The organism is Curvibacter cyanobacteriorum, from assembly GCF_028649475.1.
Classification (GTDB): Bacteria; Pseudomonadota; Gammaproteobacteria; order Burkholderiales; family Burkholderiaceae_C; genus Curvibacter; species Curvibacter cyanobacteriorum.
Genome location: NZ_JAQSIP010000011.1, coordinates 87576 through 111594, shown reverse-complemented (window position 1 = coordinate 111594; position 24019 = coordinate 87576). Strand labels below are relative to the sequence as shown.

24 protein-coding genes and 1 tRNA gene are annotated in these 24019 nt (G+C 64.2%); 20 read left to right on the top strand and 5 right to left on the bottom strand.

Features of this window, described 5'->3' with window-relative positions; translation table 11 throughout:
* Nucleotide 1 precedes the first annotated feature (1 nt).
* A complete protein-coding gene (locus PSQ40_RS19110) occupies nt 2-1258 on the bottom strand; it encodes an efflux RND transporter periplasmic adaptor subunit (protein WP_273953482.1) in 1257 nt (418 codons plus the stop codon).
* A 152-nt stretch (nt 1259-1410) separates the two neighbouring features.
* On the opposite strand from PSQ40_RS19110, the gene PSQ40_RS19105 reads away from it, so the two are divergent.
* From PSQ40_RS19105 to PSQ40_RS19085, 5 genes are all read left to right on the top strand, one after another.
* Nucleotides 1411-2040 (top strand): TetR family transcriptional regulator, encoded by a 630-nt coding sequence (locus tag PSQ40_RS19105; RefSeq protein ID WP_273953481.1) that lies wholly within the window; start codon nt 1411-1413, stop codon nt 2038-2040.
* A 150-nt stretch (nt 2041-2190) separates the two neighbouring features.
* Nucleotides 2191-2266 (top strand) — tRNA-Arg (locus PSQ40_RS19100).
* Nucleotides 2267-2368: 102 nt separating this feature from the next.
* Nucleotides 2369-2698, top strand: a complete 330-nt coding sequence (locus PSQ40_RS19095) for a DUF6538 domain-containing protein (protein WP_273953480.1) — start codon at nt 2369-2371, stop codon at nt 2696-2698.
* Nucleotides 2699-2901: 203 nt separating this feature from the next.
* Complete coding sequence (locus PSQ40_RS19090) at nt 2902-3522, top strand: hypothetical protein (protein ID WP_273953479.1); 621 nt, start codon at nt 2902-2904, stop codon at nt 3520-3522.
* A 15-nt stretch (nt 3523-3537) separates the two neighbouring features.
* Nucleotides 3538-4092, top strand: a complete 555-nt coding sequence (locus PSQ40_RS19085) for a site-specific integrase (protein ID WP_273953478.1) — start codon at nt 3538-3540, stop codon at nt 4090-4092.
* A gap of 13 nt (nt 4093-4105) precedes the next feature.
* Here PSQ40_RS19085 and PSQ40_RS19080 read toward each other — a convergent pair whose 3' ends face one another.
* Nucleotides 4106-4972 (bottom strand): hypothetical protein, encoded by an 867-nt coding sequence (locus PSQ40_RS19080; protein WP_273953477.1) that lies wholly within the window; start codon nt 4970-4972, stop codon nt 4106-4108.
* Nucleotides 4973-5794: 822 nt separating this feature from the next.
* Between PSQ40_RS19080 and PSQ40_RS19075 the strand changes: the two genes are divergently transcribed.
* From PSQ40_RS19075 to PSQ40_RS19015, 13 genes are all read left to right on the top strand, one after another.
* Nucleotides 5795-6364 (top strand): recombinase family protein, encoded by a 570-nt coding sequence (locus PSQ40_RS19075; RefSeq protein WP_273953476.1) that lies wholly within the window; start codon nt 5795-5797, stop codon nt 6362-6364.
* Nucleotides 6365-6579: 215 nt separating this feature from the next.
* A complete protein-coding gene (locus PSQ40_RS19070; protein ID WP_273953475.1) occupies nt 6580-7689 on the top strand; it encodes a GIY-YIG nuclease family protein in 1110 nt (369 codons plus the stop codon).
* Nucleotides 7690-8337: 648 nt separating this feature from the next.
* Nucleotides 8338-8640, top strand: a complete 303-nt coding sequence (locus PSQ40_RS19065) for an urease subunit gamma (RefSeq protein ID WP_273953474.1) — start codon at nt 8338-8340, stop codon at nt 8638-8640.
* Between the two features lie 15 nt (nt 8641-8655).
* Nucleotides 8656-9081 carry an urease subunit beta gene (ureB, locus tag PSQ40_RS19060; protein ID WP_273953473.1) on the top strand — a complete coding sequence of 142 codons (426 nt, stop codon included), beginning with the start codon at nt 8656-8658 and terminating at the stop codon, nt 9079-9081.
* A 17-nt stretch (nt 9082-9098) separates the two neighbouring features.
* Nucleotides 9099-10817: an urease subunit alpha gene (locus PSQ40_RS19055; RefSeq protein WP_273953472.1), complete on the top strand. Its 1719-nt coding sequence runs from the start codon at nt 9099-9101 to the stop codon at nt 10815-10817.
* Nucleotides 10814-11599, top strand: a complete 786-nt coding sequence (locus tag PSQ40_RS19050) for an urease accessory protein UreE (protein ID WP_273953471.1) — start codon at nt 10814-10816, stop codon at nt 11597-11599. Before PSQ40_RS19055 ends, PSQ40_RS19050 begins: the two co-directional genes overlap by 4 nt.
* A gap of 29 nt (nt 11600-11628) precedes the next feature.
* On the top strand, nt 11629-12309 hold the full coding sequence (locus tag PSQ40_RS19045) for an urease accessory protein UreF (RefSeq protein ID WP_273953470.1): 681 nt from the start codon (nt 11629-11631) through the stop codon (nt 12307-12309).
* 40 nt (nt 12310-12349) lie between these two features.
* The gene (gene ureG / locus PSQ40_RS19040; RefSeq protein WP_273953469.1) at nt 12350-12979 is read left to right on the top strand and encodes an urease accessory protein UreG; all 630 of its coding nucleotides are present in this window, start codon (nt 12350-12352) and stop codon (nt 12977-12979) included.
* Nucleotides 12976-13926 (top strand): urease accessory protein UreD, encoded by a 951-nt coding sequence (locus PSQ40_RS19035; RefSeq protein WP_273953468.1) that lies wholly within the window; start codon nt 12976-12978, stop codon nt 13924-13926. Before ureG ends, PSQ40_RS19035 begins: the two co-directional genes overlap by 4 nt.
* A 19-nt stretch (nt 13927-13945) precedes the next feature.
* A complete protein-coding gene (locus tag PSQ40_RS19030) occupies nt 13946-14929 on the top strand; it encodes an urea transporter (protein WP_273953467.1) in 984 nt (327 codons plus the stop codon).
* A gap of 55 nt (nt 14930-14984) precedes the next feature.
* Nucleotides 14985-15821 (top strand): HoxN/HupN/NixA family nickel/cobalt transporter, encoded by an 837-nt coding sequence (locus PSQ40_RS19025; protein WP_273953466.1) that lies wholly within the window; start codon nt 14985-14987, stop codon nt 15819-15821.
* Nucleotides 15818-18235: a mechanosensitive ion channel family protein gene (locus PSQ40_RS19020; protein ID WP_273953465.1), complete on the top strand. Its 2418-nt coding sequence runs from the start codon at nt 15818-15820 to the stop codon at nt 18233-18235. The genes PSQ40_RS19025 and PSQ40_RS19020 overlap by 4 nt, the downstream gene beginning before the upstream one ends.
* 283 nt (nt 18236-18518) lie before the next feature.
* A complete protein-coding gene (locus PSQ40_RS19015; RefSeq protein WP_273953464.1) occupies nt 18519-20648 on the top strand; it encodes a TonB-dependent receptor in 2130 nt (709 codons plus the stop codon).
* A 61-nt stretch (nt 20649-20709) separates the two neighbouring features.
* On the opposite strand, the gene PSQ40_RS19010 is transcribed toward PSQ40_RS19015, so the two are convergent.
* Nucleotides 20710-21174: an ion channel gene (locus PSQ40_RS19010; RefSeq protein WP_273953463.1), complete on the bottom strand. Its 465-nt coding sequence runs from the start codon at nt 21172-21174 to the stop codon at nt 20710-20712.
* A gap of 438 nt (nt 21175-21612) precedes the next feature.
* On the opposite strand from PSQ40_RS19010, the gene PSQ40_RS19005 reads away from it, so the two are divergent.
* Nucleotides 21613-22020 (top strand): hypothetical protein, encoded by a 408-nt coding sequence (locus tag PSQ40_RS19005; protein WP_273953462.1) that lies wholly within the window; start codon nt 21613-21615, stop codon nt 22018-22020.
* Between the two features lie 221 nt (nt 22021-22241).
* A complete protein-coding gene (locus PSQ40_RS19000) occupies nt 22242-22703 on the top strand; it encodes a CYTH domain-containing protein (RefSeq protein WP_273953461.1) in 462 nt (153 codons plus the stop codon).
* A gap of 86 nt (nt 22704-22789) precedes the next feature.
* Here the strand turns inward: PSQ40_RS19000 and PSQ40_RS18995 are convergent, their stop codons facing one another.
* Together PSQ40_RS18995 and PSQ40_RS18990 are read right to left on the bottom strand one after the other, a co-directional pair.
* Nucleotides 22790-23185 (bottom strand): VOC family protein, encoded by a 396-nt coding sequence (locus tag PSQ40_RS18995; protein ID WP_273953460.1) that lies wholly within the window; start codon nt 23183-23185, stop codon nt 22790-22792.
* Between the two features lie 275 nt (nt 23186-23460).
* On the bottom strand, nt 23461-23934 hold the full coding sequence (locus PSQ40_RS18990; protein WP_273953459.1) for a MarR family winged helix-turn-helix transcriptional regulator: 474 nt from the start codon (nt 23932-23934) through the stop codon (nt 23461-23463).
* Between the last annotated feature and the right edge of the window lie 85 nt (nt 23935-24019).

The following is a 24019-nucleotide window of genomic DNA, read 5'->3' as shown; positions in this document are numbered from 1 at the left end:
CTCAGGACTTGGCGGCCGGCGCGGCCGCAGCGGGGGCAGCGGCCGGGGCCTTGGTGCCCGGGGCTTGCCAAGGCACGGCCTTCACGGGGGCGTCGCCGCGCAGCTTCTGGAAGCCGTCGACCATCACCTGCTCGCCGGCCTTCAGGCCGTCCAGCACCACCCATTGGTTGCCCTTGCCCGTGGCCACCTTGACGGGGCGCGGGCTGACCTTGCCTTCGGGGCTGACCACCATCACCACGTCACCCTGGCCGCTGCGCGTCACCGCTTGCTGCGGCAGCGTGATGGCGTTGCTGGCCTGGGCTTGCTCCAGGCGCACCCGCACATACAGGCCCGGCAGCAACTGGCCGCCGGGGTTGGGCACTTCGGCACGCAGGGTGATCTGGCCCGTGCCGCTGTCCACCGTCAGGTCGGAGAACAGCAACTTGCCCGCGCGCGGGTACTCCGTGCCATCGTCTTGCACCAGCCGCACGCTGGCCGCCTCCGCGCCATTGGCGCGCTTGAACTGGCCGTTGGCCAAGGCCTGGCGCAGCTTCATCACCTCGGCGGCCGACTGCGTGAAGTTCACATACAGCGGGTCGATTTGCTGCACCACGGCCAGCTGGGTGGCTTCGCTCTGGCCCACCAGGGCGCCCACGGTCACCAACTCGCGGCCAATGCGACCCGCGATCGGCGACGTCACCGTGGTGTAGCCCAGGTTGATCTTGGCGGTTTGCAGCGCTGCTTTGGCCGACGCCACATCGGCCTCGGCTTGCTTCTGGGCTGCTTCGGCGTTCACGTAGTCTTGCTTGCTGATGGCGTTGGCTTCGATCAGCGGCTTGTAGCGGGCCAGCTGGGCCGAGGTCTGCATCAGGTTGGCTTCGGCCTTGGCCACGGCGGCCTGGGCACTGTCAAAACTGGCCTTGTACGGCGCGGCATCGATCTGGAACAAAGGCTGTCCGGCCTTCACATCGCTGCCTTCGCGGAACAGGCGCTCCTGCAGGATGCCGGTGGCACGGGCGCGTACTTGGGCCACGCGCGAGGCTTCCAGGCGGCCGGGCAACTCGGTCACCAGGCCCACGTCGCCTGGGGTCACCGTGACCACGCCCACTTCGGTGGGGGGCGGGCCGCCCGCGCCTGCGCCGGGGCCGCCCTGGGCATTGGTGGGACCGCAGCCGGCCAGCACCGCGCTCAGTGCGGCGGCAGCGGCCAGGAGGGTCAGGCGCGCCGGCGAGGGCTGGCGCAACGGAACGGCCTGGGCCGCAGAAAGGGTGTCAGTCATGTCGGTTTTCCAGAATGGGTGGGGTTGCTGAAGGCACGCAGACGGTGTCAACGCACACTTTGTATTGACCAGGAAAAAAACGAAAGTGAAGTATACATACATCCATGAATGTATGATGTGCACGTTTGGTAAACCCCACAGGAGACACGCCCATGGTTCGCCGCACCAAAGAAGACGCCCTTGCCACCCGCCACAGCCTGCTGGATGCGGCCGAGCGGGTGTTCTCGGAAAAAGGCGTTTCGCGCAGCTCGCTCAACGACATTGCCGTGGCCGCCGGCACCACGCGGGGCGCCATCTATTGGCACTTCAAGGACAAGGCGGACTTGTTCAACGCCATGATGGAACGCGTCACCCTGCCCATGGAGGAAGCCCTGGAGCGCATGGGGCGCGAGCCCGGGGGCGACCCACTGGAGGAGATCCGCCAGTCTGCGGTCGATGTGTTAAGGAAAATGGTCAATGACCCTGGTATTCAACGGGTCTTCGAGGTCGCGTCTTACAAGGTCGAGTACGTGGGCGATGCGCTGCCCATCAAGCAGCGCCACCTGGAAGCGCGCAACGGGTGCCTGACCGAGATGACGCGCAGCCTGCAAGCCGCGGCCGAGTTGCACCGCTGCACCCTGCCCATGCCCGCGGCCATGGCAGCCCGGGGCCTGCACGCGATGGTCGATGGCCTGATTCAGAACTGGTTGCTGTCGCCCGAAGCCTTTGACGTGGTGAGCACGGGTCAACAGGCGATCGACACCTACCTGGCCGGCCTGGGCTTCCAGCACCGGTTGGCGTGAGCCCCGGGCGGACCGCCAGCCGCGCGGTCCTCGCCGCCGCCGCAGTCTGGTGGACGGCCGGGACGCCCCCGCCTGGCGCGCGGCAGCCGATCACCCGGCAAGGGGTGGGCGCCGTGCCATAATCCAGGTCTGCCTACCGGCAACCGGTATGCGGCTGTAGCTCAGTGGATAGAGTATTGGCCTCCGAAGCCAAGGGTCGTGGGTTCGATCCCCGCCAGCCGCACCACATCTCCCCGGAAACCCGTTAAACAAGCGGTTTCCAAGCCAGTAGGGCCTTCCCAGAGACTGCGCTGTTCCACAAACCTGTACCACAACAGGTCACAATTGGATGGTGTCTGAAGTGAGGTTTCCCCCCTACGTCCGCCTTCGCGGCAAAGTGTTCTGGTTCCGTCGCCGTGTCGAGGATGGCCTCATCCCAATCATCGGGCGTGGTGAGTTCAATGAGTCGTTGAAGACCTCGGATCTCGCCGATGCCCGGAAGTTGGCTGCGTTCAGAAACGCCGAGATAGAAGCCGAGTTCGAGCGTGCCCGTGCCGTCCGCAAGGCTCAAACAACCACCGTGCCGTTGCATCAACAGCCGACGACAGAGGAGGGGCAGTACATCCGTGAAGCGGTCCGTTCCTACTTGCTGGAGGAGGACGAAGCTGTCCGCATGTAAGTACCCGACGACGATGCGATGGAGGCCTACGAAGACATTCGATCCAACGAAAACGAAGCCGTCGTTGAAGGGCTGCGTTCTGGCGCGGTTGCCTTGGGCCCCGTCGAGAAGGAGCGCATGCGCAAGTTGCTGGCGGCCATTGGTGTGACGGTTGAGCCGGGCCCCCAGGCTTGCACATGGCAGCGTACAGGGCTACGGAGGGCTTGCTGTTGGGCCTGCGTGACATCGGTAGTCGCATCAACGGCGGGTTTGTGGTGACACCGCCCCGGCCCGTTGCTCCTGCAAGTCTGGCCGCGCCTTCGCCCGAGGTCAGTTCCTCCTCCTCCCCTGTCGTGACGCAGGGTGACGTCATTGACCACTACGTCAAGGGGTTGCCTGACAACGACTTCAAGCGCAAGGTCAAGCGCTGCCTCCAGTTGTTTGGCGAGTTCCTGGGGCATAACCTTCCCGTCGCCGACCTTCGGCAGAGGGCGGTCACTGACTTCATGCGTGACATCTGCCGCTTGCCTGACAAGTGGGCAAGGCGGTTTGATGCGGGTGAGTCCATCGCCTCCATGCTTGCGGTCAAGGCCGCGAAGGTCATGAGTCCGACGACCTACGAGGCCAACTATCGCGGGCCGTTAGGCACCTTCTTGGATGTGTCTTCCAAGACCTTTGGTGACGATGGCTTCCGTGCAATGAGCGTCAAGCACATCAAGTACATGGGGGACCGACTGCCCGAGGAGGATCAACAGCGGGCTCTCAGGCCCGATGAGTTGGTCACCTTGTTCGAGGGCGATGCGTTCGCTCGAATCGCACAAGACCCAAAGCAAGAGCCTCTGTAATGGCTGTTCGTCGTGATGCTTTTCACGGGTGCCCGACCACGCGAGGTCTGCCAGTTGAATCCACAGGTGGACTTTGGGCAGGTCGATGGGGTTTGGTATATCGACCTGGACGAGAAGACGCCAGCGGGGGTGAGGGTCACAAACTCCATCAAGACAGGCGAAGCTCGTCGTGTTCCCCTCCATGCTGAACTTGTTCGCCTGGGCTTCGCTGAGTACCTTCAACGGGCCAAGGAGCGTGGCGCTGATCGGCTGTTCCCCACATGGCGGTTGAAGAATGGCAACGCGTTCTCAGCCCACTACAAGGCCGTTGCGGACCTTCTACGTGCCGTCGGCCTCTACACGCGCGATGCGCCACCCGGTGAACAGATCACGGGGGCATACACCCTGCGCAAGACCTTCATCACCGAGTGCCGCAATCAGGGGGTGGTCTCGAAGGAACTCACGGGGCACAGCGATGGCAGCACCACCGCGATGCAGAACAGGCACTACATCTTTGGACCGGAGCCGTTCCGTCGGAAGCTAGAGCAGTTGTCGAAGTTGGTGATGCCTGTACGCATTCCTACCCGGTGATAAGGCTGGTGTGTCAATCGTGCTGCGCTGTCCAGCTCATGCCATTGTTGGTCTGTGTGTTCGAGATGGCGAGAGTGTTGGCGGTCCCGTCGTAACTATCTGAAGGGCTTGAGCCAAGTCTGGTTGCATGCCAAGAGCCATTCACATCCACAGTTCCCACCAAATCGCGCAGGGCACCCATGCAAGAGCCTTTCAGTGCACCAGTCTCATTGGCCACTGCGCTACAGTAGGTAATGGACTGAGGAACTCTCAGAGCGATTGACCATGAACCTGCAAAGCGGGCAACCGTTGGAACACTGCCTGCAAATTTGGTCACCGACATCCCGATCAACTTCGATGAGTTCTGCGTCGAGGTAACGAGGCCAGTAGCGCTCGTGCTCGTCACCACTTCATCACAAGCCACATCCTGGAGCATGTGGACCTCCCGCCAGCAGGTGGCCCTCTTTTCGTAAGAGCTTGTGGTGTTGCCTACTGATGTCTGAGATCCGGTCTCGGTCTGAACAACCTTGTAGGCGTTGAACGTACCTGCCGGTGTGGTCACAGACTCAATTCCATTGACGCTGCCTGCGAGTGTGGCAACTGTTGTGAGGTTCGACTGGCATGTCTGGGTGTAAGAAACCGACCAGCTCTGCCCGACCGTGAGAGCACTCCCCACCGTGTTGACGGGCACAGAGTTCGTGCATTTGCCGTCTGCCGTCATTGCCGTGTTTGAGGTCCACTTTCCATCTGTCGTCATGGAGCGAGTTTGGCGCTGAGCATTGCTAAACGTGGTGGTCTGCAAGAACGAGCCATCAGCCTGAAAACCCGTGTACGTCCGTGTGTAGAAACTACCTGTTGTCGCAGAGGTGGACGGATCCGTGCTGGTCAGGGCATAAGTCAAAGAGTCCCCTTCCGCCACCGCAGTTATCGTGATCGCTGCCGATCCATCGGTTGAGCCTGTCGAGCTGCTAGAGCCAGAGGTGCTTCCTCCGCCTCCGCAGGCACATAGGCACATCGTCAAAAAACATGCGGCCGCGTGGCGCGAGCGTTCGTCTAGAAGTCGGGACATCATTGTTTACCTCACCAGAAGGAACCACCTCTTTGGGTGGTCGGGATGCACTATGAGGTCCGAAGGAGCGCTGCTATTGCGAGGACACGAAAGGTTTCACCCTCAAACATTCGAGAGCCCAATCAAGGAATCAAAGCAACTATTCTCCCCCCCCCTCTGCCACCCCTCACGGCCTCATCCAGCCCTGCCAGAGCCGCATTCAGAAAAGCCTCGGGCCTCAGTCTTCCCGGGCTTCCATTCCCGTCCACTCACCCACCAGCCCACAGGCAGGACACCGAGCGTAGATGCTCGGGCAGATGGTGAACTCGGGCTGGTGCCGATCCTCGGGACGGGCAGCGGCCACGGTGCCTCCATCCGTCTCGGTCAAGCCGAGCGCCACACAGCGGGAGCAACGGCAGGCCGCCAAGCGGGCCACGGGATCAAAGCCATCAACGAACATCGTAACCTCCCAGCACCTCTACCGGGCGCCGTGTGTGGATCGTAGCGCCTCGCCACCCCGACACGGGCGACCCATCAACTGAGTGTCAGGATGCCTACACCCCAGGCTGACAATTCGGCCTGACACCAAAAGCGTCAGATTAGATTCAATGTTTGAATTTCCTGACATCAAGAGCAAAGGGTCTAGACCCAAAGCTGACAACACAAGGAATAAAGATGAGCGGACAACAAGTCGGCTACCTGCGGGTGTCCACACAAGAGCAGAACACCCAGCGGCAACTTGATGGCGTGGAGTTGGACAAGAGATTTGAGGACAAGGCCAGCGGCAAGGACACCAAGCGGCCCGAGCTTGAGAGGTGCCTGTCACACCTCCGGGAGGGTGATGTCCTGCACGTGCATTCGATGGACCGATTGGCACGTTCCCTTGATGACCTTCGCAAGCTGGTCAAAGACCTGAACGCCCGGGGCGTGGTCGTCCGCTTTCACAAGGAGAACATTACCTTCACAGGCGATGATTCGCCAATGGCCAATCTGTTGCTGTCCATGCTTGGCGCGGTTGGCGAGTTTGAGCGGACGATCATCCGAGAGCGTCAAAAGGAGGGGATCGTTAAGGCGAAGGAGCGCGGGGTCTACAAGGGCCGCAAGCCCGCATTGACTTCGGAGCAGGTCAATGCCCTACGGAGTCGAGCGGCCTCTGGCGAGTCAAAGGCGCTCCTGGCGCGGGATTTCAAAATTAGCCGGGGGACTGTTTATAAGTATCTGAATGCTGGTATTATTAATTGTTGAGAACTTGTGGCGATGTTTCCATCTGTCTTGTCATGCTGTTTTCATGAATTTATCCGAATTTTGAAAGCCGACGTCTACTCGCTTTTGGTGTGAGCGTTGCGTTTAATGCGCTGTATTTGTTGGTGGTTTTTGATTTTTGGGTGTTGATGGTTTTCGATTTGATTGATGATTTTTCTTCTGGTTTGATTTTTTTGCTGTATTGCTAAGGGGGTTTTGTGTCGGATCAATATATATACATATTAATTAATCCTTCGCTGAAGGGTTTGTTGAAAATTGGGAGAACCAATAGGCGTCCAGAGGAGCGCGCGCAAGAATTGTCAGCCACATCCGGCGTTCCGCAGCCATTTATCGTTGCTTATGAAGCGAAGATTTCTGATTCAGTACTGGCTGAGCAGCAGATCCACTCCGAGTTAACTCGAATGGGTCATAGAAATAATCCTGCGAGAGAGTTTTTTGAGTTGCCTCTAAAAGATGCGGTTGCCATAGTTGATAGGATTTGCTCTAATTTTCTGCCGACCCAAGAGTCTGACAGAGATTCTTTTATAGAAGAAGTTGGCGAAGTTGCTCAAGATTTCTATGAGCTTGGTTGCCGGCAGATGGATGGAGATGGTGACGAGTGGCAAAGTTTTGATGATGCTGTGGTGAGTTTTCAGCGAGCAATAGCGATGGGAAATAAGGATGCTTATATTCCTCTTGCTGATATTTATCTCTGGGGGCTCGCTGGCAGGGCCGACTTGCGGCGAGCGGTCGATATGCTCAATGCTGGCGCCAAGGCGGGGAACTATAAATGCTACTTAAACCTTTGGGAGATATATAGTGGGAATGCTGTGAATTTATATGCTGAGGAGCATGTTAAGTTCTCGGGAGGGCTCAGCATTAGTAATGCTGAGAAGGCGTATGGATTGTATTTTGATGCTATTAAGCATGTTTTTCCATATGTTGGAATACACAATTTCTATCGATATTTGAGCTGGCGTCAAAGCTTTTTGGATTCAGCTGCCCTGCTTGTTAGTCCGGCAGCGCAGGAGGCAGTTTTAAAAATTGTTCAGGTGATTAATCGTAATGTGCGTCAGCTTCGGCTTTCCCGAATTTCCGGTGTGGCGCGCACTGATGCAACTGATGCAGAGACAAGAAGGGATCTGAGCCTTGGTATTCTTTTGGAGTTTCACGATAAATTTGCAGATATGGGGATAGATTCTGGTGCTTATATTGGGGTGGCTCTAGAGGGTGCTAGTATTGAGGATTTGTGCTATGCATTTTCTACATTGCCGCAATCGCGTGCTGAAGATTGGGTGGCAACGTTTTCTAAATTCTTGAGAGTTTAGGCTGCCGACTCACTAGAAGATCGCTGCATAGAGTCATTGACCTTTTTCACAAGTGAGAAGATCGCTTGCACTTGCGCGAAGGGTCAATGTATACTGACACGAAGAGTTACTACAACTAGATTAGAATTTTGTCGATGTAGTGAGAGGCTAGTCGTGGGTTCGATCCCCGCCAGCCGCACCAGTTTCTTCATTCAGCGCCCGCTCCGACTCTGCGTCGGTGGCCGGGACGGTCTGGGGCCCACAGCGCCCGCATGACCCCTTCCCCCGACATCTTGAATTGAGCCCGGCCCGCCAGGGCCCAGGCCACAGACCGTCAGTTGGCCTTGGCGCTTCCTTGCGTCCAGCCAAGCCCGCCGTTGCGCTGGCCGAGGCCTGGTTTGGCCCCATTCGTCCGCTTGCAACGCGCGCTGACCACCGCGCCACGTGTGAATTGGCGGCGGCTAGATACAACTCCAGCGAACATTTCGCACCATATTTACATCGCTATCCAGCACCGCTCAGTTGGATACAAATCGTCTTTATTTCAGGGGCTAAGCTGGCTTCGGTTTTATCCACCCAGGCCGGAATCAATGATGAATATCTCTGTTGGATATTCGGATCTTGAGTATCAGCCGGCGCCGCCGGGTATTCATTACCCAAGGAGTAAATATGCATTTGGCCCCCAGAGAGCTGGACAAATTATTGATTCACACCCTGGCCATGGTCGCGTTGCAGCGCAAGGGCCGGGGCCTGCTGCTGAATCACCCGGAGGCCGTGGCGGTGATCAGCGCCGCCGCGCTGGAAGGCGCCCGGGAAGGCAAATCCGTCGAGGACGTCATGACCCTGGCCAGCCAGGTGCTGACGCGTGCCGATGTCATGGACGGCGTGGCCGACATGGTTCCCAACGTGCAGGTGGAGGGCGTCTTCACGGACGGCAGCCGCTTGATCACGGTCCACACCCCCATTCGATGACACGCCGGAGCCCCCATGACGACCCCTCAAGACCCCCTTCAAAACTGCCCGGTCGGCGGCGTGATCCTGGCCGCTGGTGACCTCGAGATGAACGTGGGCCGTCCGGTCACCACGCTCAAGGTGCGCAACACCGGCGACCGCCCGGTGCAAATCGGCTCTCATTTTCACTTTTTCGAAGTGAATGGTTTCTTGGATTTTGACCGCGCCCAGGCCTTTGGGATGCGCCTCGATATTCCAGCCACCACCGCGGTTCGATTTGAACCCGGCGACGAGAAAACCGTCCACCTGGTGCCGTATGCCGGCGCCGAGCGGGTGGTGGGTTTCAATAATTTGGTGGATGGCTGGGTCGGTAATGAGCGCGACCACCCGTATCGACCGCGTCTGGCTTTGGCCATGCATCACCTGCAATTGGCAGGCTTCAAAAACACGCCCGACGCCTGATGGCCTGAAGGATCGATATGTCAAGAATCACCCGCCAACAAAATGCCGACCTGTTCGGCCCCACGACCGGCGATCGCATTCGCCTGGGCAACACCAGCCTGCTGGTGCAAATCGAGAAGGACCTGCGCGGCTACGGCGATGAAGCGGTCTACGGCGGTGGCAAAACCCTGCGCGACGGCATGGGCCTGGACAACCAGCTCAGCAGCCGCGGCGGCGCCCCCGACCTGCTGATCACCAACGTCACCATCCTGGACGCCTGCCTCGGGGTCATCAAGGCCGACGTGGGCATCAAAAACGGCAACATCTGCGGCATCGGCAAGGCGGGCAATCCCGCCACCATGCCGGGCATCACCCCCACGCTGGCGGTGGGCCCGGCCACCGATGTGATCTCGGGCGAGCACCTGATCCTGACCGCGGGCGGCATCGACTCCCATGTGCACATGATCTCGCCGCAGCAGGCCCAGGCGGCCCTGTCGGGCGGCATCACCACCCTCATCGGGGGCGGCCTGGGGCCGACCGACGGCACCAACGGCACCACCATCACCGGCGGCCCCTGGAGCACCGAGATGATGATGCGCGCCTTCGACGGCCTGCCGGTCAATGTGGGCTTCACCGGCAAGGGCAACTCGTCGGGCATCGCCACCTTGGTCGAGCAGGTCGAAGACGGGGCCATGGGCCTCAAGGTGCACGAAGACTGGGGCAGCACGCCGGGCGCCATCCGCGCCTCGCTGGAAGTGGCCGACGCCATGGACGTGCAGGTCTGCATCCACACCGACTCGCTCAACGAGGCGGGCTTTGTCGAAAACACCATCGCCGCCTTCGACGGCCGCACCATCCACACCTACCACACCGAAGGGGCGGGTGGCGGCCATGCGCCCGACATCATCCGTGTGGCCTCGCTGCAAAACGTGTTGCCCAGCTCGACCAACCCGACGCTGCCCTTCGGCGTCAATTCGCAGGCCGAGCTGTTCGACATGATCATGGTCTGTCACAACCTCAACCCCAAGATCCCGTCGGACGTGTCCTTCGCCGAGAGCCGGGTGCGGGTCGAGACCATCGCCGCTGAAAGCGTGCTGCAGGACCTGGGCGCCATCTCGATGATCTCCAGCGACTCCCAGGCCATGGGCCGGGTCGGTGAGAGCTTCACCCGCGCCATCCAGACCGCCGACTTCATGAAGAAGGCGCATGGCAAGCTGGCCGAGGACGCGGCCGAGCACGACAACCAACGTGTGCTGCGTTACCTGGCCAAGGTCACCATCAACCCGGCGATCACGCACGGCGTGAGCCACCTGATCGGCTCGGTCGAGGTGGGCAAGTTCGCCGATCTGGTGCTGTGGGAGCCTGCCTTCTTTGGCGCCAAGCCCAAGTTCGTCATCAAGGGCGGCCTGATCGCCTGGGCCACCATGGGCGACCCCAACGCTTCGCTGCCGACGCCCCAGCCAGTGATCTACCGGCCCATGTACGGCGCCTTTGCCTCGGCGCTGCACCGCACCTGCCTGACCTTCACCTCGCGCGCGGCCCACGAGCGCGGCATCGCCGAGCGCTATGGCCTGCAACGCCGCGTCGAGCCCGTGATCGGCACCCGGGCCATCACCAAGGCCTCGATGGTGCGCAACAGCGCCACGCCGGACATCGAGGTCGATTCCGAGACCTTTGCGGTGCGCGTCAACGGTGTGCACGCCACCGTGCCGCCGATCCAGACCGTGGCCCTGGGCCAGCTTTATTTCTTCAGTTGAAAGTCCTGTCCATGATCCTGATCCACGACATCCTGGGCCACCGGGACGACCCCCACTGGGTGCAGACCTTGGCCGGGCGAGCGCCCGAGCGTTTGTTGCTCAACCAGTGGGACGCCCAGAAAAACCGCTTGCGCACGGTGACCGACAGCGGGCTGGAGATCGCCATCTCCCTGCCCCGCAAAACCTTCATGAAGGACGGCGACGTGCTGTACTTCAACGCCGAGACCGGCCAGGCCCTGGTGGTGGAAATCGCCCTGCGCGAGGTGCTGGTGATCGAGCTCGACACGCAGCAGCCCATGAGCCCCGAGTTGCTGATGCGCACCTGCTTTGAACTGGGCCACGCGCTGGGCAACCAGCACTGGCCCGCGGTGGTCAAAGGCCACACCTTCTACGTGCCGCTGACGGTGGACCAGAAGGTGATGGGCTCGGTCATGCGCACCCACCAGTTCGAGCACATCCAGCACCGCTTTGTGCCGGGCTCCGAGGTGATCCGCTACCTCGCACCCCACGAGTCGCGGCGCCTGTTCGCGGGGGCCGATTCGACCCCGCACGTGCACTACGACCAGTTGGTGGCGGCGGGCGCAGAGGGTGCTGGCGCGCCGGGCACCGATGGGGCGCACCCCCACGCCCACCCGCACCCCCATGAGGTCCATGCGCACCCCCATGCGCATGAGGGCGAGGTGCACAGCCACGCCCACCCCCACGGTCCGAACGACGACGACACGGCGGGGGCGCAGCACCACCACCGCCACGACGCCGCCTCGCCGCCCGCCCTGGTGTGAGGGTGCCTGTGTCTCGGTCCACGCTCCCTTTGACGCGTCTGCTGCGCATCCTGCAATGGGGCGACGGCACCTTGCCGGTGGGGGCCTTCTCTTTCTCCAACGGGCTGGAGTCGGCCTTGCAGACCGGCATCGTGCAGGACGCCGCCAGCCTCAAGCGCTTTGTGCAAGGGGTGGCCTGGCAGAGCGCGGGCCTCGACGGGGTGGCCTTGCTGCATGCCCACCGCGTGGCCTTGGTCGGCGAGTTGCCGCCACTGCTGGCGGTGGACCAGGCGCTGATGATCCGGCGGGTCGGGCAGGAGCAACGTCAGATGCTCACCCGCATGGGCAAGAAGCTCACCGAGCTCGGTGAGCGCCTGCTGCCCCACCCGCTGCAGACCCAGTGGCTGGCCAGCATCCGCGACGGCCGCACGGCGGGCAGTTTTCCGGTCAGTGCCGGGATGTTGTTCGCCTTGCTCGGGGTGGCCGAGGACGAGGCGTTCGCGGTGCACCACTACGGCGTGGTGTCCATGATGCTGGGCGCCGCGCTGCGCCTCATGAAGGTCGACCACTACAGCACCCAGCGCATCGCCTTCGAGCTGCACGACGAGGTGGATGAGATCTACCGCCAGAAAGCCACTTGCGCGCTGGACGACATGGCCAGTTTCTCGCCGGTGTTCGACGTGCTCGTGGCGCACCACGAACAGGCCACGGTCCGCATGTTCATGAACTGAGCCCGTCGCCCCTCTCCCCCTTCAAACCAACAGGAATCCCATGAAAAGAATCACCCGCATCGGCATTGGCGGCCCCGTCGGCTCTGGCAAGACCGCCATCATCGAAGCCATCACCCCGGTGCTGATCAACTTCGGCATCAAGATGTTGATCATCACCAACGACATCGTCACCACCGAGGACGCCAAGCATGTGCAGCGCACGCTCAAGGGCATCCTGGTGGAAGAAAAAATCATGGGGGTGGAGACCGGGGCCTGTCCGCACACGGCGGTGCGTGAAGACCCCTCGATGAACCTGGCCGCGGTCGAGGACATGGAGTCGCGCTTCCCCGAGACCGATGTGGTGCTGATCGAATCCGGTGGCGACAACCTGACCCTCACCTTCAGCCCCGCGCTGGTGGACTTTTTCATCTACGTGATCGACGTTGCCGCGGGCGACAAGATCCCGCGCAAGAACGGGCCTGGCATCTCGCAGTCCGACATCCTGGTGATCAACAAGACCGACCTGGCCCCCTATGTGGGCGCCAGCCTGCAGGTCATGCACGACGACGCCAAGATGATGCGCAAGCACAAGCCCTTCCTGTTCACCAACTGCAAGACCGGCGAGGGCATCCACGAGCTGGTGGCCCTGATCCATGAAATGAGCCTGTTCGACGTGCCGCTCAAAGCATGAACACCGCCGCCGCCTGGCCCACGTCCATCGCGCAGATGGAGCAGCTTGCCGAGCTGGATGCCTACCGCAGCCAGCCCGCGCAAATGCCCGCCGCGGCCCACGGCAAAGTGGGCCTGCTGCAACTGCGCTTCGAGCGCCGCCAGGGGCGGTCGGTGCTGGCGCACCTGCACCGCATCAGCCCCTTGCTGGTGCAGCAGGCCCTGTATTGGGACGAGGCGATGCCGGAGCTGCCGATCTGCATGATCTTGTCGGTCGGCGGCGGCACCTTGCAAGGCGACCGCTTGAGCATCGAGGTCGATGTGGCCGCGGCCGCCTGCGCCCAGGTGACCACGCAGGGCGCCACGCGTTTGCATGCCATGGACGCCAACTACGCCTTGCAGGCCCAGAACCTGTCGCTCGGGCCCGGGGCCTACCTGGAGTTCATGCCCGAGGTGGTGATCCCCTACCGCCACACCCGCTACGCCAGCCAGACCCATGTGATGCTCGACGAGAGCGCCACCTTGCTGCTGAGCGAGTTCGTGATGCCGGGGCGCCTGCACCACGCGGGCGGTGAGCGCTTTGAGTACCGGCAGCTGTCGTTTGCCGTGCGCGTGTTCCGTCCCGACGGGCGACTGGTGTTCAGCGAGAAGCTGCTGATCGACCCCGCCTTGTACCCGCTCTCGCTGGAGAGCGTGATGCACGGGCTGGAGACTTTCGGCACCTTGCTGGTGTTGACCCCTGCCGAGGTGGCGCAGCGCATCCGTGCGCGGGCGGTGGCGCTCTGTGGGGTGGACCTCGAGGCTGGCTGGGTCAGTGGCGTGGTGGCCTTGCCCGACCAGCTGGGCCTGATGTTCCGGGTGGTGGCGCGGCAAAGCGAGCAGGTGCGCCAGCAGATCCGGGCGATTTGGCAGATCTGCCGCGAAGAAGCGGTGGGCCGCACCTTGCCCACCGAATTTGCCTGGCGTTGAACGCGCCTTGGAGAACCCCATGACCCCCATGCCTTTGCTGGATTTTCTGCGTGCCCTGCTCAAGGGCTTTGCGCAGGTGTTTTTCATGAACAACGCCCTCACAGGCCTGTTTTTTCTGATCGCCATTGGGGTGGCGTGCCAGGCCAGTGGTGACTGGGGGCCCTTCTGGGGCAGCCTGGTGGGGGGCGCCTCGGCCACCCTGACGGCCTTGGTGATCGACCGCGCCAAAGACCCCCTGCACACCGGCATGTATGGCTTCAACGGCGTGCTGCTGGGGGTGGCCTTGCCGACCTTCTTGCAGGGCGATGGGTTGATGTGGGGCCTGATCGTGCTGGGCGCGGCCATGACCACCATCATCGTGGACGCCCTGAGCAATGTGCTCACCAAGACCTGGGACGTGGCGGTCTCCACCGGCCCCTTTGTGCTGACCACCTGGCTGCTGCTGTTCAGTGTGGCGGCCTTTGACGGGCTGCATTTCATCGCCCCGGTGAGCGACACCCTGGCGGTGCCGCAAGCCGCCCGTTGGGCCGACCTGGACGCCTTGTTGGCGCTGCAGGTGACGCTGCGCAACATCTCACAGGTGTTCCTGCTCAACAACGCCTGGAGCGGCTTGCTGATCTTGCTGGGCGTGGCGGTGGCGTCACGCGGCGGGGCCCTGGCGGCCTGGCTGGGGGCGCTGCTGGCGCTGGTCTGTGCCACCGTGTTGGGCGCCGACCGCCAGACTGTGCAAAGCGGCCTGTATGGCTTCAGCGCCGTGCTCAGCGCCATGGCGGTGGCGGTGGTGTTCATCGAGCCGTCTCCCCGCTCGGCGCTGGTGGGGGGGCTCGCGGTGGTCTTCACCGTGATCATCCAAGGGGCCCTCAACCACTGGCTGGCGCCCTATGGCGTGCCCAGCCTGACCGCGGCGTACCTGATCGCGATGTGGCTGTTCACCCTGCCCAAGATGGACCTGCTGATCCACCCCCATCAGCCCAACCGCAGCAGCAGCTTTGGCCGCAACTGAGTGGCCTGCCGCGACCTGATCCCCCCTGTCCCTCTGTGCGCCCGATTGGTTTGCCATGTTCCCTGATCTCGGCACCGCTGCTTTGTTGCCCTTGATGCTGGCGTTCGGCCTGGGCGTGCGCCATGGCTTCGACGCCGACCACCTGGTGGCGATCGACTCGCTGACGCGGCTGCACTTCCAGCGCTACCCGCGGCTGGCGCGGTTCAGCGGCGTCTTCTTCTCGCTGGGCCATGGCGTGGTGGTGCTGCTGATCGCCATCGCCACCAGCCTGATGCGCCGCCACTGGAGCGCACCCGACTGGCTGGCGCTGGCGGGCAACGGCCTGTCGGTGGGCTTTTTGTTGCTGCTGGGCTGGGCCAATCTGCGCCAGGTGCTGGTGAGCGCGCCGCGCTCGACCGGGCCGGCCGAGCCGCCGCCGCCGCCCTGGCTGATGGCGGGCCTGACCCGGCGTCTGCGCCACCCTGCGGCGGCCCTGTTGGTGGGGGCCTTGTTTGCGATCTCCTACGACACGGTGGGCCAGGCGGTGCTGTTCGGCAGCAGTGCGCTGGCCGGGCCCGCGGCGGCAGACCCGGTGTTGCTGGCGCTGGCTTTCCTGCTGGGCATGCTGTGCGTGGATGGTTCCGCGGGCTGGTGGATGAGCTCGCTGCTGACGCGCAACCAGGGCCTGGCGCCCCAAGCCGGGCGCACCCTGGGCCTGACGGTGGCGCTGATGAGCCTGGGCATGGCGGCCCTGGGCATGGCGCGCCAGTTCTCCACTGCGGTCGATGACTGGGCGCAGGGCTCAGGGCTGGCGCTGAGCCTGGGCAGCGTCTTGCTGCTCGCCAGCAGTTTTGTTTATGCACGCTGGGCCCGCCGGCCCAGGCTGTCGCCACAGGAGCCCGCACCGCCATGAACCGCTTCCTTTCCCCCGCCCTGTTGGTCCCGGCCCTGTGCCTGGGCTTGTGGGGGACGGCCCGTCCGGCTGCCGCGGCCCTCAGTGCCAATGGCGTGCTGGAGAACATCACGCTGTTGGCCCACCCCTACACCGCCCTTTTTGGCACCGATGCCAAGCCCACGTCCGCGGCGGCGCTGAGCCCGCAGCAGTGCCTGGACAAGGTCAAGCAGGAGTGGCTGGCGTACCAGAAGACCGAGGGCAAGCCTGGGCCGCCCGGCAGCGTGCCGCCGGCGGACCAGAGCCAGCGGCAGACCTTGTACGAAGGGGTGCGCAACATTTGCCTGCAGCGCTTGGCGCTTGAGCAGGAGTTCGCGCTGCTGCAACGTCAGCCCGCCCAGGGCCCCGCCGATCCCAACGGCCCCCTGGCCCCCAAGAGCCGCCCGCAGCCCGCGCCCTCGGGGGGCCGGGCGCCCCAGGCGGCGCCACCTGACGTGGGCATCATCGCGCTTTACGCGCTCGAGGCCGACAACTACAAAATGCGCCTCTCGCTCGACAGCGCCGACGAACTCATCAAGAAAAACGGCAACCAGCTCTTGCTGCTTCAGAAGCAATTGCTGGTGGACCAGGAGGCGCTGACCGCCTCGGTGGACAGCACGCCCACGGCGTCGACACCCACCGTGGCCCCGGCCCCCGTCCCGCCCCCCGTGCCCGCGAGCGCAGGGCACGCGGGCCAGGCGGCCCGCGCCGCCAGCCCCCCTGCGGCAGCGGCAGCGCCGCCCCCGGTGGCCGTGGCCTGGGCGCAAGCCGGGGCGCAGATGCACGCCGACCTCACCGCCAATCAGGCGCTGTACCACATCCGGCTCGGCGAATTCTTGCAGCAGGCCCAACGGCAAGCCCGGCAAAAAATCGCCGCCAACACCGCCGCCATCGCCGAGCTCCGGCCGCGTGTGCGCTTTGACGAGCTGATGCTCCATGGCATCACCGATGCGCTGCGCGACCGCATCGCCAAACGCCAGAACATGATGGCCCAGGACGCGCAGCGCCTGGCGATCTTGCGCCTCCAGAACCCCAGCCTGACCATTGGCACGCTGTTCTGGAACCAGTTGCTGGCGCAGTTTCAGGCCGACCTGGACAACAAGAACCAGCAGATCTGGCAGTGGCGCTACGACCTCTACAACGACAGCGCCCACAGCCCGCAGGCCATCAGCAGCCGCCTGGCGACCCAGGCCGCGGACCTGCAGGCCATCAACCTCACGGTCAACAGCCTCATGGATGACGCCCTGGCGCGCCGGCCCGCCAGCACCGACGCGGTCCAGTCGGGCAGTGCCGCGGTCCCGTCGGAGATCGACGCCGCCTTGCAGGAGCAACTCATCAACACCCTCTCCCTGGTCAACGAGACCCAGCAGAACATGAGCATCCTGAGCGACGAGATCACCCGCACGCTGGAGCTGGTCAACCCCGCCAGGCGCGTGTTTGACCAACTGTGGCTGCAGCTGCAGAGCGCCTTCCACCTGTTTTGGGACTTCAACCTCTTCACCCTCAAAGAGCAGCTCAATGTGAACGGCCAGGATGTGGTCACCACCCAGAACATCACGGTAGGCAAGAGCCTGGGCGCCATCGTGGTGCTGGTGGTGGGCTACCTGGTGGGGGCCTGGTTGCTGAACCTGCTGCGCGAGTTCGCGGTGCGTTCCCTGGGCCTGGGCGAGCGCACGGCCCGCCAGATCTACAAAGGCGCCCTGGCCGTGCTGGTGGCCACGCTGGTGGTGCTGTCACTGAACCTGGTGCACATCCCGCTCAGTGTCTTCACCTTGTTCGGGGGCGTGCTGGCCGTGGGGTTGGGCTTTGGCGCCCAGAGCCTGGTCAAGAACCTGATCGGGGCCCTGATCCTGCAGCTCACCCACCCCGTGCGCATCGGGGACTACATCGTGGTCAACCAGCACTCGGGCTACGTCAAGCAGATGGGCTGGCAGTTCTGTGTGGTGCGCGGCTTTGATGGCGACGAGTCCATCATCTCCAACATGGAGCTGCTCGGCGGCTCCGTGGTCAACTGGACCTACCAGGACAAGAACATGCGCCGCACCGTCGCGGTGGGGGTGGCCTACGGCAGCCCGGCGCAGCAGGTGGTGGACCTGCTGCTGGCCGCGGCGGCCGACACGCCCGAAGCCCTCAAGGACCCACCGCCCAAGGTGTACTTCAACGACTTTGGGGACTCCACGCTGAGCTTCCAACTCAAGTACTGGATCGAACTGAAAAACGTCAGCCCCTCGGTCACCGACAGCGATGTGCGCCGCCGCATCAACGACGCGCTCAACGCTGCCGGCATCGTCATGGCCTTTCCGCAGCGCGATCTGCACCTGTACCAGGACCAGCCTTTCACGGTGGCGCTGGCCGCGCAGCGCAGGCCCCCCGCAGGGGAGGGCGCCGCGCGCTGAGCCCGGCGCTCGCAGCGCGTGGCCGCACCGCGGCAGCGCGCTGAGCGAGCGGACAGGCCTGCGCTGCGGCACCCGCCAAGGCGGCTGACCGTTGGGACCACTCGACCGAGGTCGGGGGGACATGCTTTGGCTCTAAAAATATGAAGATTTCAGCATTTATCATACTATTCCGAATCACCTCCCGCACCGGGCCGGCCCATGGCCCCCGCCCGGTGCGGTCCGGTGACTCGATTCGCTCTTTCGGGGCCGCTGTCCGCGAACCCGCTCCACGGAAGCCCTGCCCATGAACACCTTGCAGACCCCTGTCTTTCATGCCCCCCGCTGGCCGCTGGTGGCCTGGTTGCTGACCTGTGCGGCCGGCGCCGCACCGGCCCAAACCGCGGACGGCGCCGAGGCCGCCGCCGGCGCCCCACCGCGTGCCACCCTGGCGCCGGTCGTCATCACCGGGCACCACTACGACAACTCGGTGGGCAGCAGCGATGCGGCGTCACAGGGCGTGATCCGGTCGGAGTTGCTGGTCAGCCGGCCCGCGCTGCGGCCGGGCGAGGTGCTGGAGTTCATCCCCGGTGTCATCGTCACCCAGCACTCGGGTGACGGCAAGGCGAACCAGTACTTCTTGCGGGGCTTCAACCTCGACCATGGCACGGACTTCGCCACCACGGTGAACGGCATGCCCGTCAACATGCCCAGCCACGGCCACGGTCAGGGCTACACCGACCTGAACTTCTTGATCCCCGAGCTGGTCGAGCGCATCGACTACCGCAAGGGCCCTTACTTTGCCACCCAGGGCGACTTTGCTTCGGCGGGGGCGGCCGACATCCACTACAAGACCCGGCTGGACGCGCCGTTTGCCCAGGTCTCGGTGGGCCAGAACGGCTACCGGCGTGGCGTCGCGGCGGGCTCGGTGGCCTTGCAGGACGACGTGGTGTTGCTGGGCGCTGTCGAGTGGATGGGCAACAACGGCCCCTGGGTGGTGCCCGAAGGCCTGCACCGCCAGAACGCCGTGTTGCGCCTGACCCAGGGCAGCGCCGCGCGGGGCCTGAGCCTCAGCCTGATGGCTTACGAGGCGCGCTGGAACGCGTCCGACCAGGTGCCGCAGCGCCTGGTCGATGCGGGCCGCTACAACGGCCAGGCCTTTGGCCGCTACAGCACGGTCGACCCCAGCGACGGCGGCAACACCTCGCGCTACAGCCTGTCGGGCGAGTGGCATGACCGCGATGCGCATGGCGAGACCCGCGCCTCGGCCTATGCGATGAAGTACGCGCTGAAGCTGTTCTCCAATTTCACCTACGCCATGGACCGCCCCGCCACGGGCGACCAGTTCCTGCAGCAGGACGACCGCAACGTGTTCGGTGGCCAGGTGTCGCGCGCCTGGAACCAGCGCCTCGCGGGACTCGATGCCCGGCTGGAGGTGGGGGCGCAGCTGCGCAACGACCGCATCCAGGTGGGCCTCTTTGACACCCAGGCGCGCCAGACCCTGGCCACCACCCGCGTGGACGACATCCGGCAGACGCAGCTTGGTGTGTACGGTCAGGGCATGGTGCAGCTGTCCCCCTGGCTGCGCAGCGTGCTGGGCCTGCGCGGTGACACGGTGCGCTATGCCGTCACCAGCCTGAGCAACGCGGCCAACTCGGGCAGCACGCGGGCCAGCCTGCTGTCGCCCAAGTTCTCCCTGGTGGCGGGGCCCTGGGCGCAGACCGAGTTGTTCTTCAATGCCGGCAAGGGCTTCCACAGCAACGACGCGCGCGGCACCACGGCCCGGGTCGACCCGCGCAGCGGCGAGCCGGTTGACGCCGTGCCGGGGCTGGTGGCGTCGCGCGGTTGGGAGCTGGGCTTGCGCACCGAAGCCATCCCCCAGTGGCAAAGCTCGCTGGCGTACTGGGCCTTGCGCTCCAATTCCGAGTTGGTCTATGTCGGCGACGCGGGCACCACCGAACCCAGTGGCGCGAGCCGGCGGCGCGGCATCGAGTTCAACAACCGCTGGACACCCCACCGGCATTTCCTGCTCGACGCCGACCTGGCCTGGACCCATGCGCGCTTCGTCAACGGCGACCGCATCCCCAACGCGGTGGATTCCGTGGCGTCCGTGGCGGCCACGCTGAGGGACCTGGGCCCGTGGTCGGCCAGCCTGCAATGGCGTTACCTGGGCAGCGGGGCGCTGGTCGAGGACAACTCGGTGCGTTCCTCGCCCGCCTCCACCTTCAACCTGCGGGTGACGCGCGATCTGCAGGCGATGCTGGGGCGGCCGTCGGGGCTGACAGTCGATGTCTTCAACCTGTTCAACCGCCGTGTCAACGACATCCAGTACTACTACGCGTCGCAACTGGTTGGCGAAACATCGCCGGTCAACGACCGGGTGGTGCACCCGGCCGAGCCGCGCTCGGTGCGCATCACCTACCGAACCCGATTTTGAGACAGCCGCCGCCCCGGGGCGGGGCGCGGCCGGGTGGCGCGGCGGTCGCCCGCGGCCGCCCTCAATGCGGGGACGTGGGGGCTTTGCCCTGGCGGGCGCTCAGGGCGGCGTAGAAGCCATTGACCAGGCTGTACATGATGCCGCCAGCCCACGCCATGTTCAGCGAGCCCGAGATCCCTTCGAGCGCCGACAGCAGTTTGAAATGATCGCCTGGCAAGAAATTGGCAAATCCCAGGGTCGAGAAACAAGACAGCGAGAAAAACAGACTGTGATAAAAGCCCTCGAATGCGCCGATTTTCACGTAGAGCGCTGCCCAGACCATGCTTTGAATCACCGCGCTGACAATCAGACTGGACATTGAAATGAACAAGCGACATGCCGCATGGCCCATGCTGACGCCTTGGCGCGCGCCGTGGTGGCCGGCCCGCTGGTGAATCAGCAAGGTGAAGAAGGTCTGCAGCAGCACGCCAAAGGCGAACAGCGCGACGCCCAAAATAATTTGATTGAATATATTAATTTCGTTCATGGCAGTCGTGGTTGAATAAACCTGGCCGCCCCCTCCGATATCATCATGGACGGGGCTTGATGAGTTCAAAAGAAATCATGGGTGCAGGCGGGGATATTGATTTTCTCCACAACCCGGGGCGCCGACTAAATGCGGATGGCCGCCAATGAACAAGTGATTGTGTTAATTGATAATGCGGTGGCCAATGTGTAATCGGCTGGCAACATGGGGCTGAAACAAGCCTCAGTTGGCGTTGGCGAGGGGCGGGCGCAGTGCCCCAGGGGCCAGACTTGGACGACGGTTGACGTTGTGCTGCGCCGGGCCGGGGCGCGGGGCCACGCCAGGGCGGAGGCGCGTGGTGGGCGGGGTTTTCCAGCACCGCCCCTGGTTTGCCGCGCGGCCTGACTATGATCGGCTCCATGCGCTGGCCTGACCCAGGTCAAGAAGCGGCTTCCGACGATGACCCCACCGCCCCTTTTTCCGATCCGCACCGAATGCCCGCCCGGCGCCTGCAACTGCGGGCGCGACGCCCTGCTGCAGAACCCCAGCGGGGATCTGCGCGTGCTGCGCCTCACGCGCGAGGAAGAAAAGCGCCTGCTGCAGCGCCTGGAAAACCTCAGCACCCTGGCCGAGCTGCGCCGCATGGAAACGCTGATGGCGCAGCAGCTGGGCATCACCATGACCATCCAGTCCAGCCCGAACGGCGTGCGCAGCCTGCGCGGCATCCTGATCCTGGTGCACGAGCAACCGGGCCTGTGCCGCAAGACGCGCCAGGCCATCCCCGCGGCCATCAAGCAAAGCCTGGAGCGGCACCCCGAGATGGCCTTTGAACTGGTGGATGTCGGCGGGCTGTTTGAAGGGCAGTGAGGCGGGCCCGGCAGCGCCCGCCATGAAGGAGCGCCTCGCCGGCCGGCCCGGCGCGCCCACCCGTCCCCCTGGTGCCGGGCATTGACGCTGGCGCCAGCCGGCTCGGCGTGTTGCTGGGCGCGCGAGCGCCAGTGACCGAGAATCACCGGTTCCGGGTTGGCGCACCGCGCCCCCGAGGGCCCAGCCCAAGACACACCAAGAAAGAAAGCGGAGGTTCTCCCATGGCACTCGAAATCGAACGCAAATTCAAACTCACCCGGCCCTCGATCCTCGACGGACTGACCGGCGAGCACTACCTGCAGGCCTACCTGGCCCGGGGCGCGGTGCTGCTGCGGGTGCGGGTGGCCGCCGAGCGCGCCTGGCTGACCTTGAAGAGCGCTCCGCTGAGCGCCACCACGCGCCAGGAATGGGAGTACCCGATTCCCGTCGCGGATGCGCTGCAGATGGCGCGCCAACCCGGCGCCTACGCGCTGGAGAAAACCCGTTTCTTCATTGAGCACAAGGGCCACACCTTCGAGGTGGACCGCTACCACGGCGGGCTCGAAGGCCTCTACACCGTCGAGGTTGAAATGGCGGCCGAAAACACCCAGGTCGAACTGCCCGACTGGGTGGGCGAGGAGCTGACCGGTCGCAAGGGCTGGGACAACGAATCGCTGGCCCGCAACGGCTGGCCCGCCGCCTGAGGCCCCACGGGCCTGGACCCGATGGGCGCCGGGCGGCCGGGGGATCCGCTCGCGCGGGCCGCGACGTGGGCCGCGACGGCGGCGCCTCAGTCTGGCGCGGTGTGGCAGGCCAACGCGATCTTGTTGCCGTCCGGGTCGCGCACGTACGCGCCGTAGTAGTGTGCGTGGTACTGCGGTCGCAGGCCTGGCGGGCCTTCGCAGCGGCCCCCGTGCGCCAGGGCGGTGCGGTGGGCGTGGTCCACGGTGGCGCGGTCGCGGGCCGCAAAGGCCACCATCTGCCCATTGCCGGGCGTTGGCGCCTGGCCGTCGTGCGGCCGGCTGATGACGAACAGCGGGCGCTGTCCGCCCGGGCTGTGCCAACCCGCCCAGGGCCGCGCGGGTTCACAAAAGCGCTGGGCCAGGCCCAGGCAGTCCATCAGCGGTTGGTAAAAGGCCAGCGCGCGTTCAAAGTCGCTGACGCCCATGAAGACATGTGAAAACAAGACCCCTCCTCGACCGGCCGCACCGCGGCCACTGGGGACCTATCTTGGCCGGCTTGTGGTGGGGTGTAAAGCCGGGCTGGCCGGGGGCTGCTGCGCCACCGGGCATCGGGGCGGGCGCGCCTAGCCCAGACCAGCGGGGGGGGGGGGCCGGAGCCCTGCCGGCCCGGCCGCCCCAGGCCACCCCGGTGGCTGGCGGGCGGCGGTGTGTGGCCGGCTGGCGGCGGGGAGCAGGCAGCGGGTAGGGGGTAGCGGGTAGGGGGCTGCGGCGGGCGGGCTCAGTGGCCCTCGAAGTTGACCAGCACGCCTTGCAGCAGTTCGTTGAGCTTCTGGATCTGCGACGGGGTCAGCCCCTTGAAGCTGCGCAGAAAAATGTGCCGCGTGGCCAGTTGGATGCGCTCGATCGCGTCGCGGCCGGTGTCGGTCAGCGTGACCTCGGTGACCCGGCCATCCTGCCGCGACGGGGCGGTGTCGAGCAGCCCCTCGGCCTTCATGCGGTACACCGTCTTGGTCACGGTGGACAGCTTGGCGATGGCGTGCAGTGAAATCTCCGAGATGCTGCTGGTGCCGTTCTCCTTCAGGATGAACAGCACGCGCCAGGTGGGAATGTCCATCCCGACCGCCTTCAAGGCGGTCTCCATTTCCTGGGTGTAGCTGCCGTAAACCCGCGCGATCCAGTAGAAGGGAAACTCTTCCTTGCGGAACTCGGGGCTGGCAGGGTCGTAACGGCTGAGTTGCTTCTTGGTGGCCATGGCTGAGGGGTTACCGCGGGGGCGGCCAGTGTGCAGGCTCGGCGCGGCACGGGCGCCGTGCCGCAATGTTACCGCGCGCACCCGG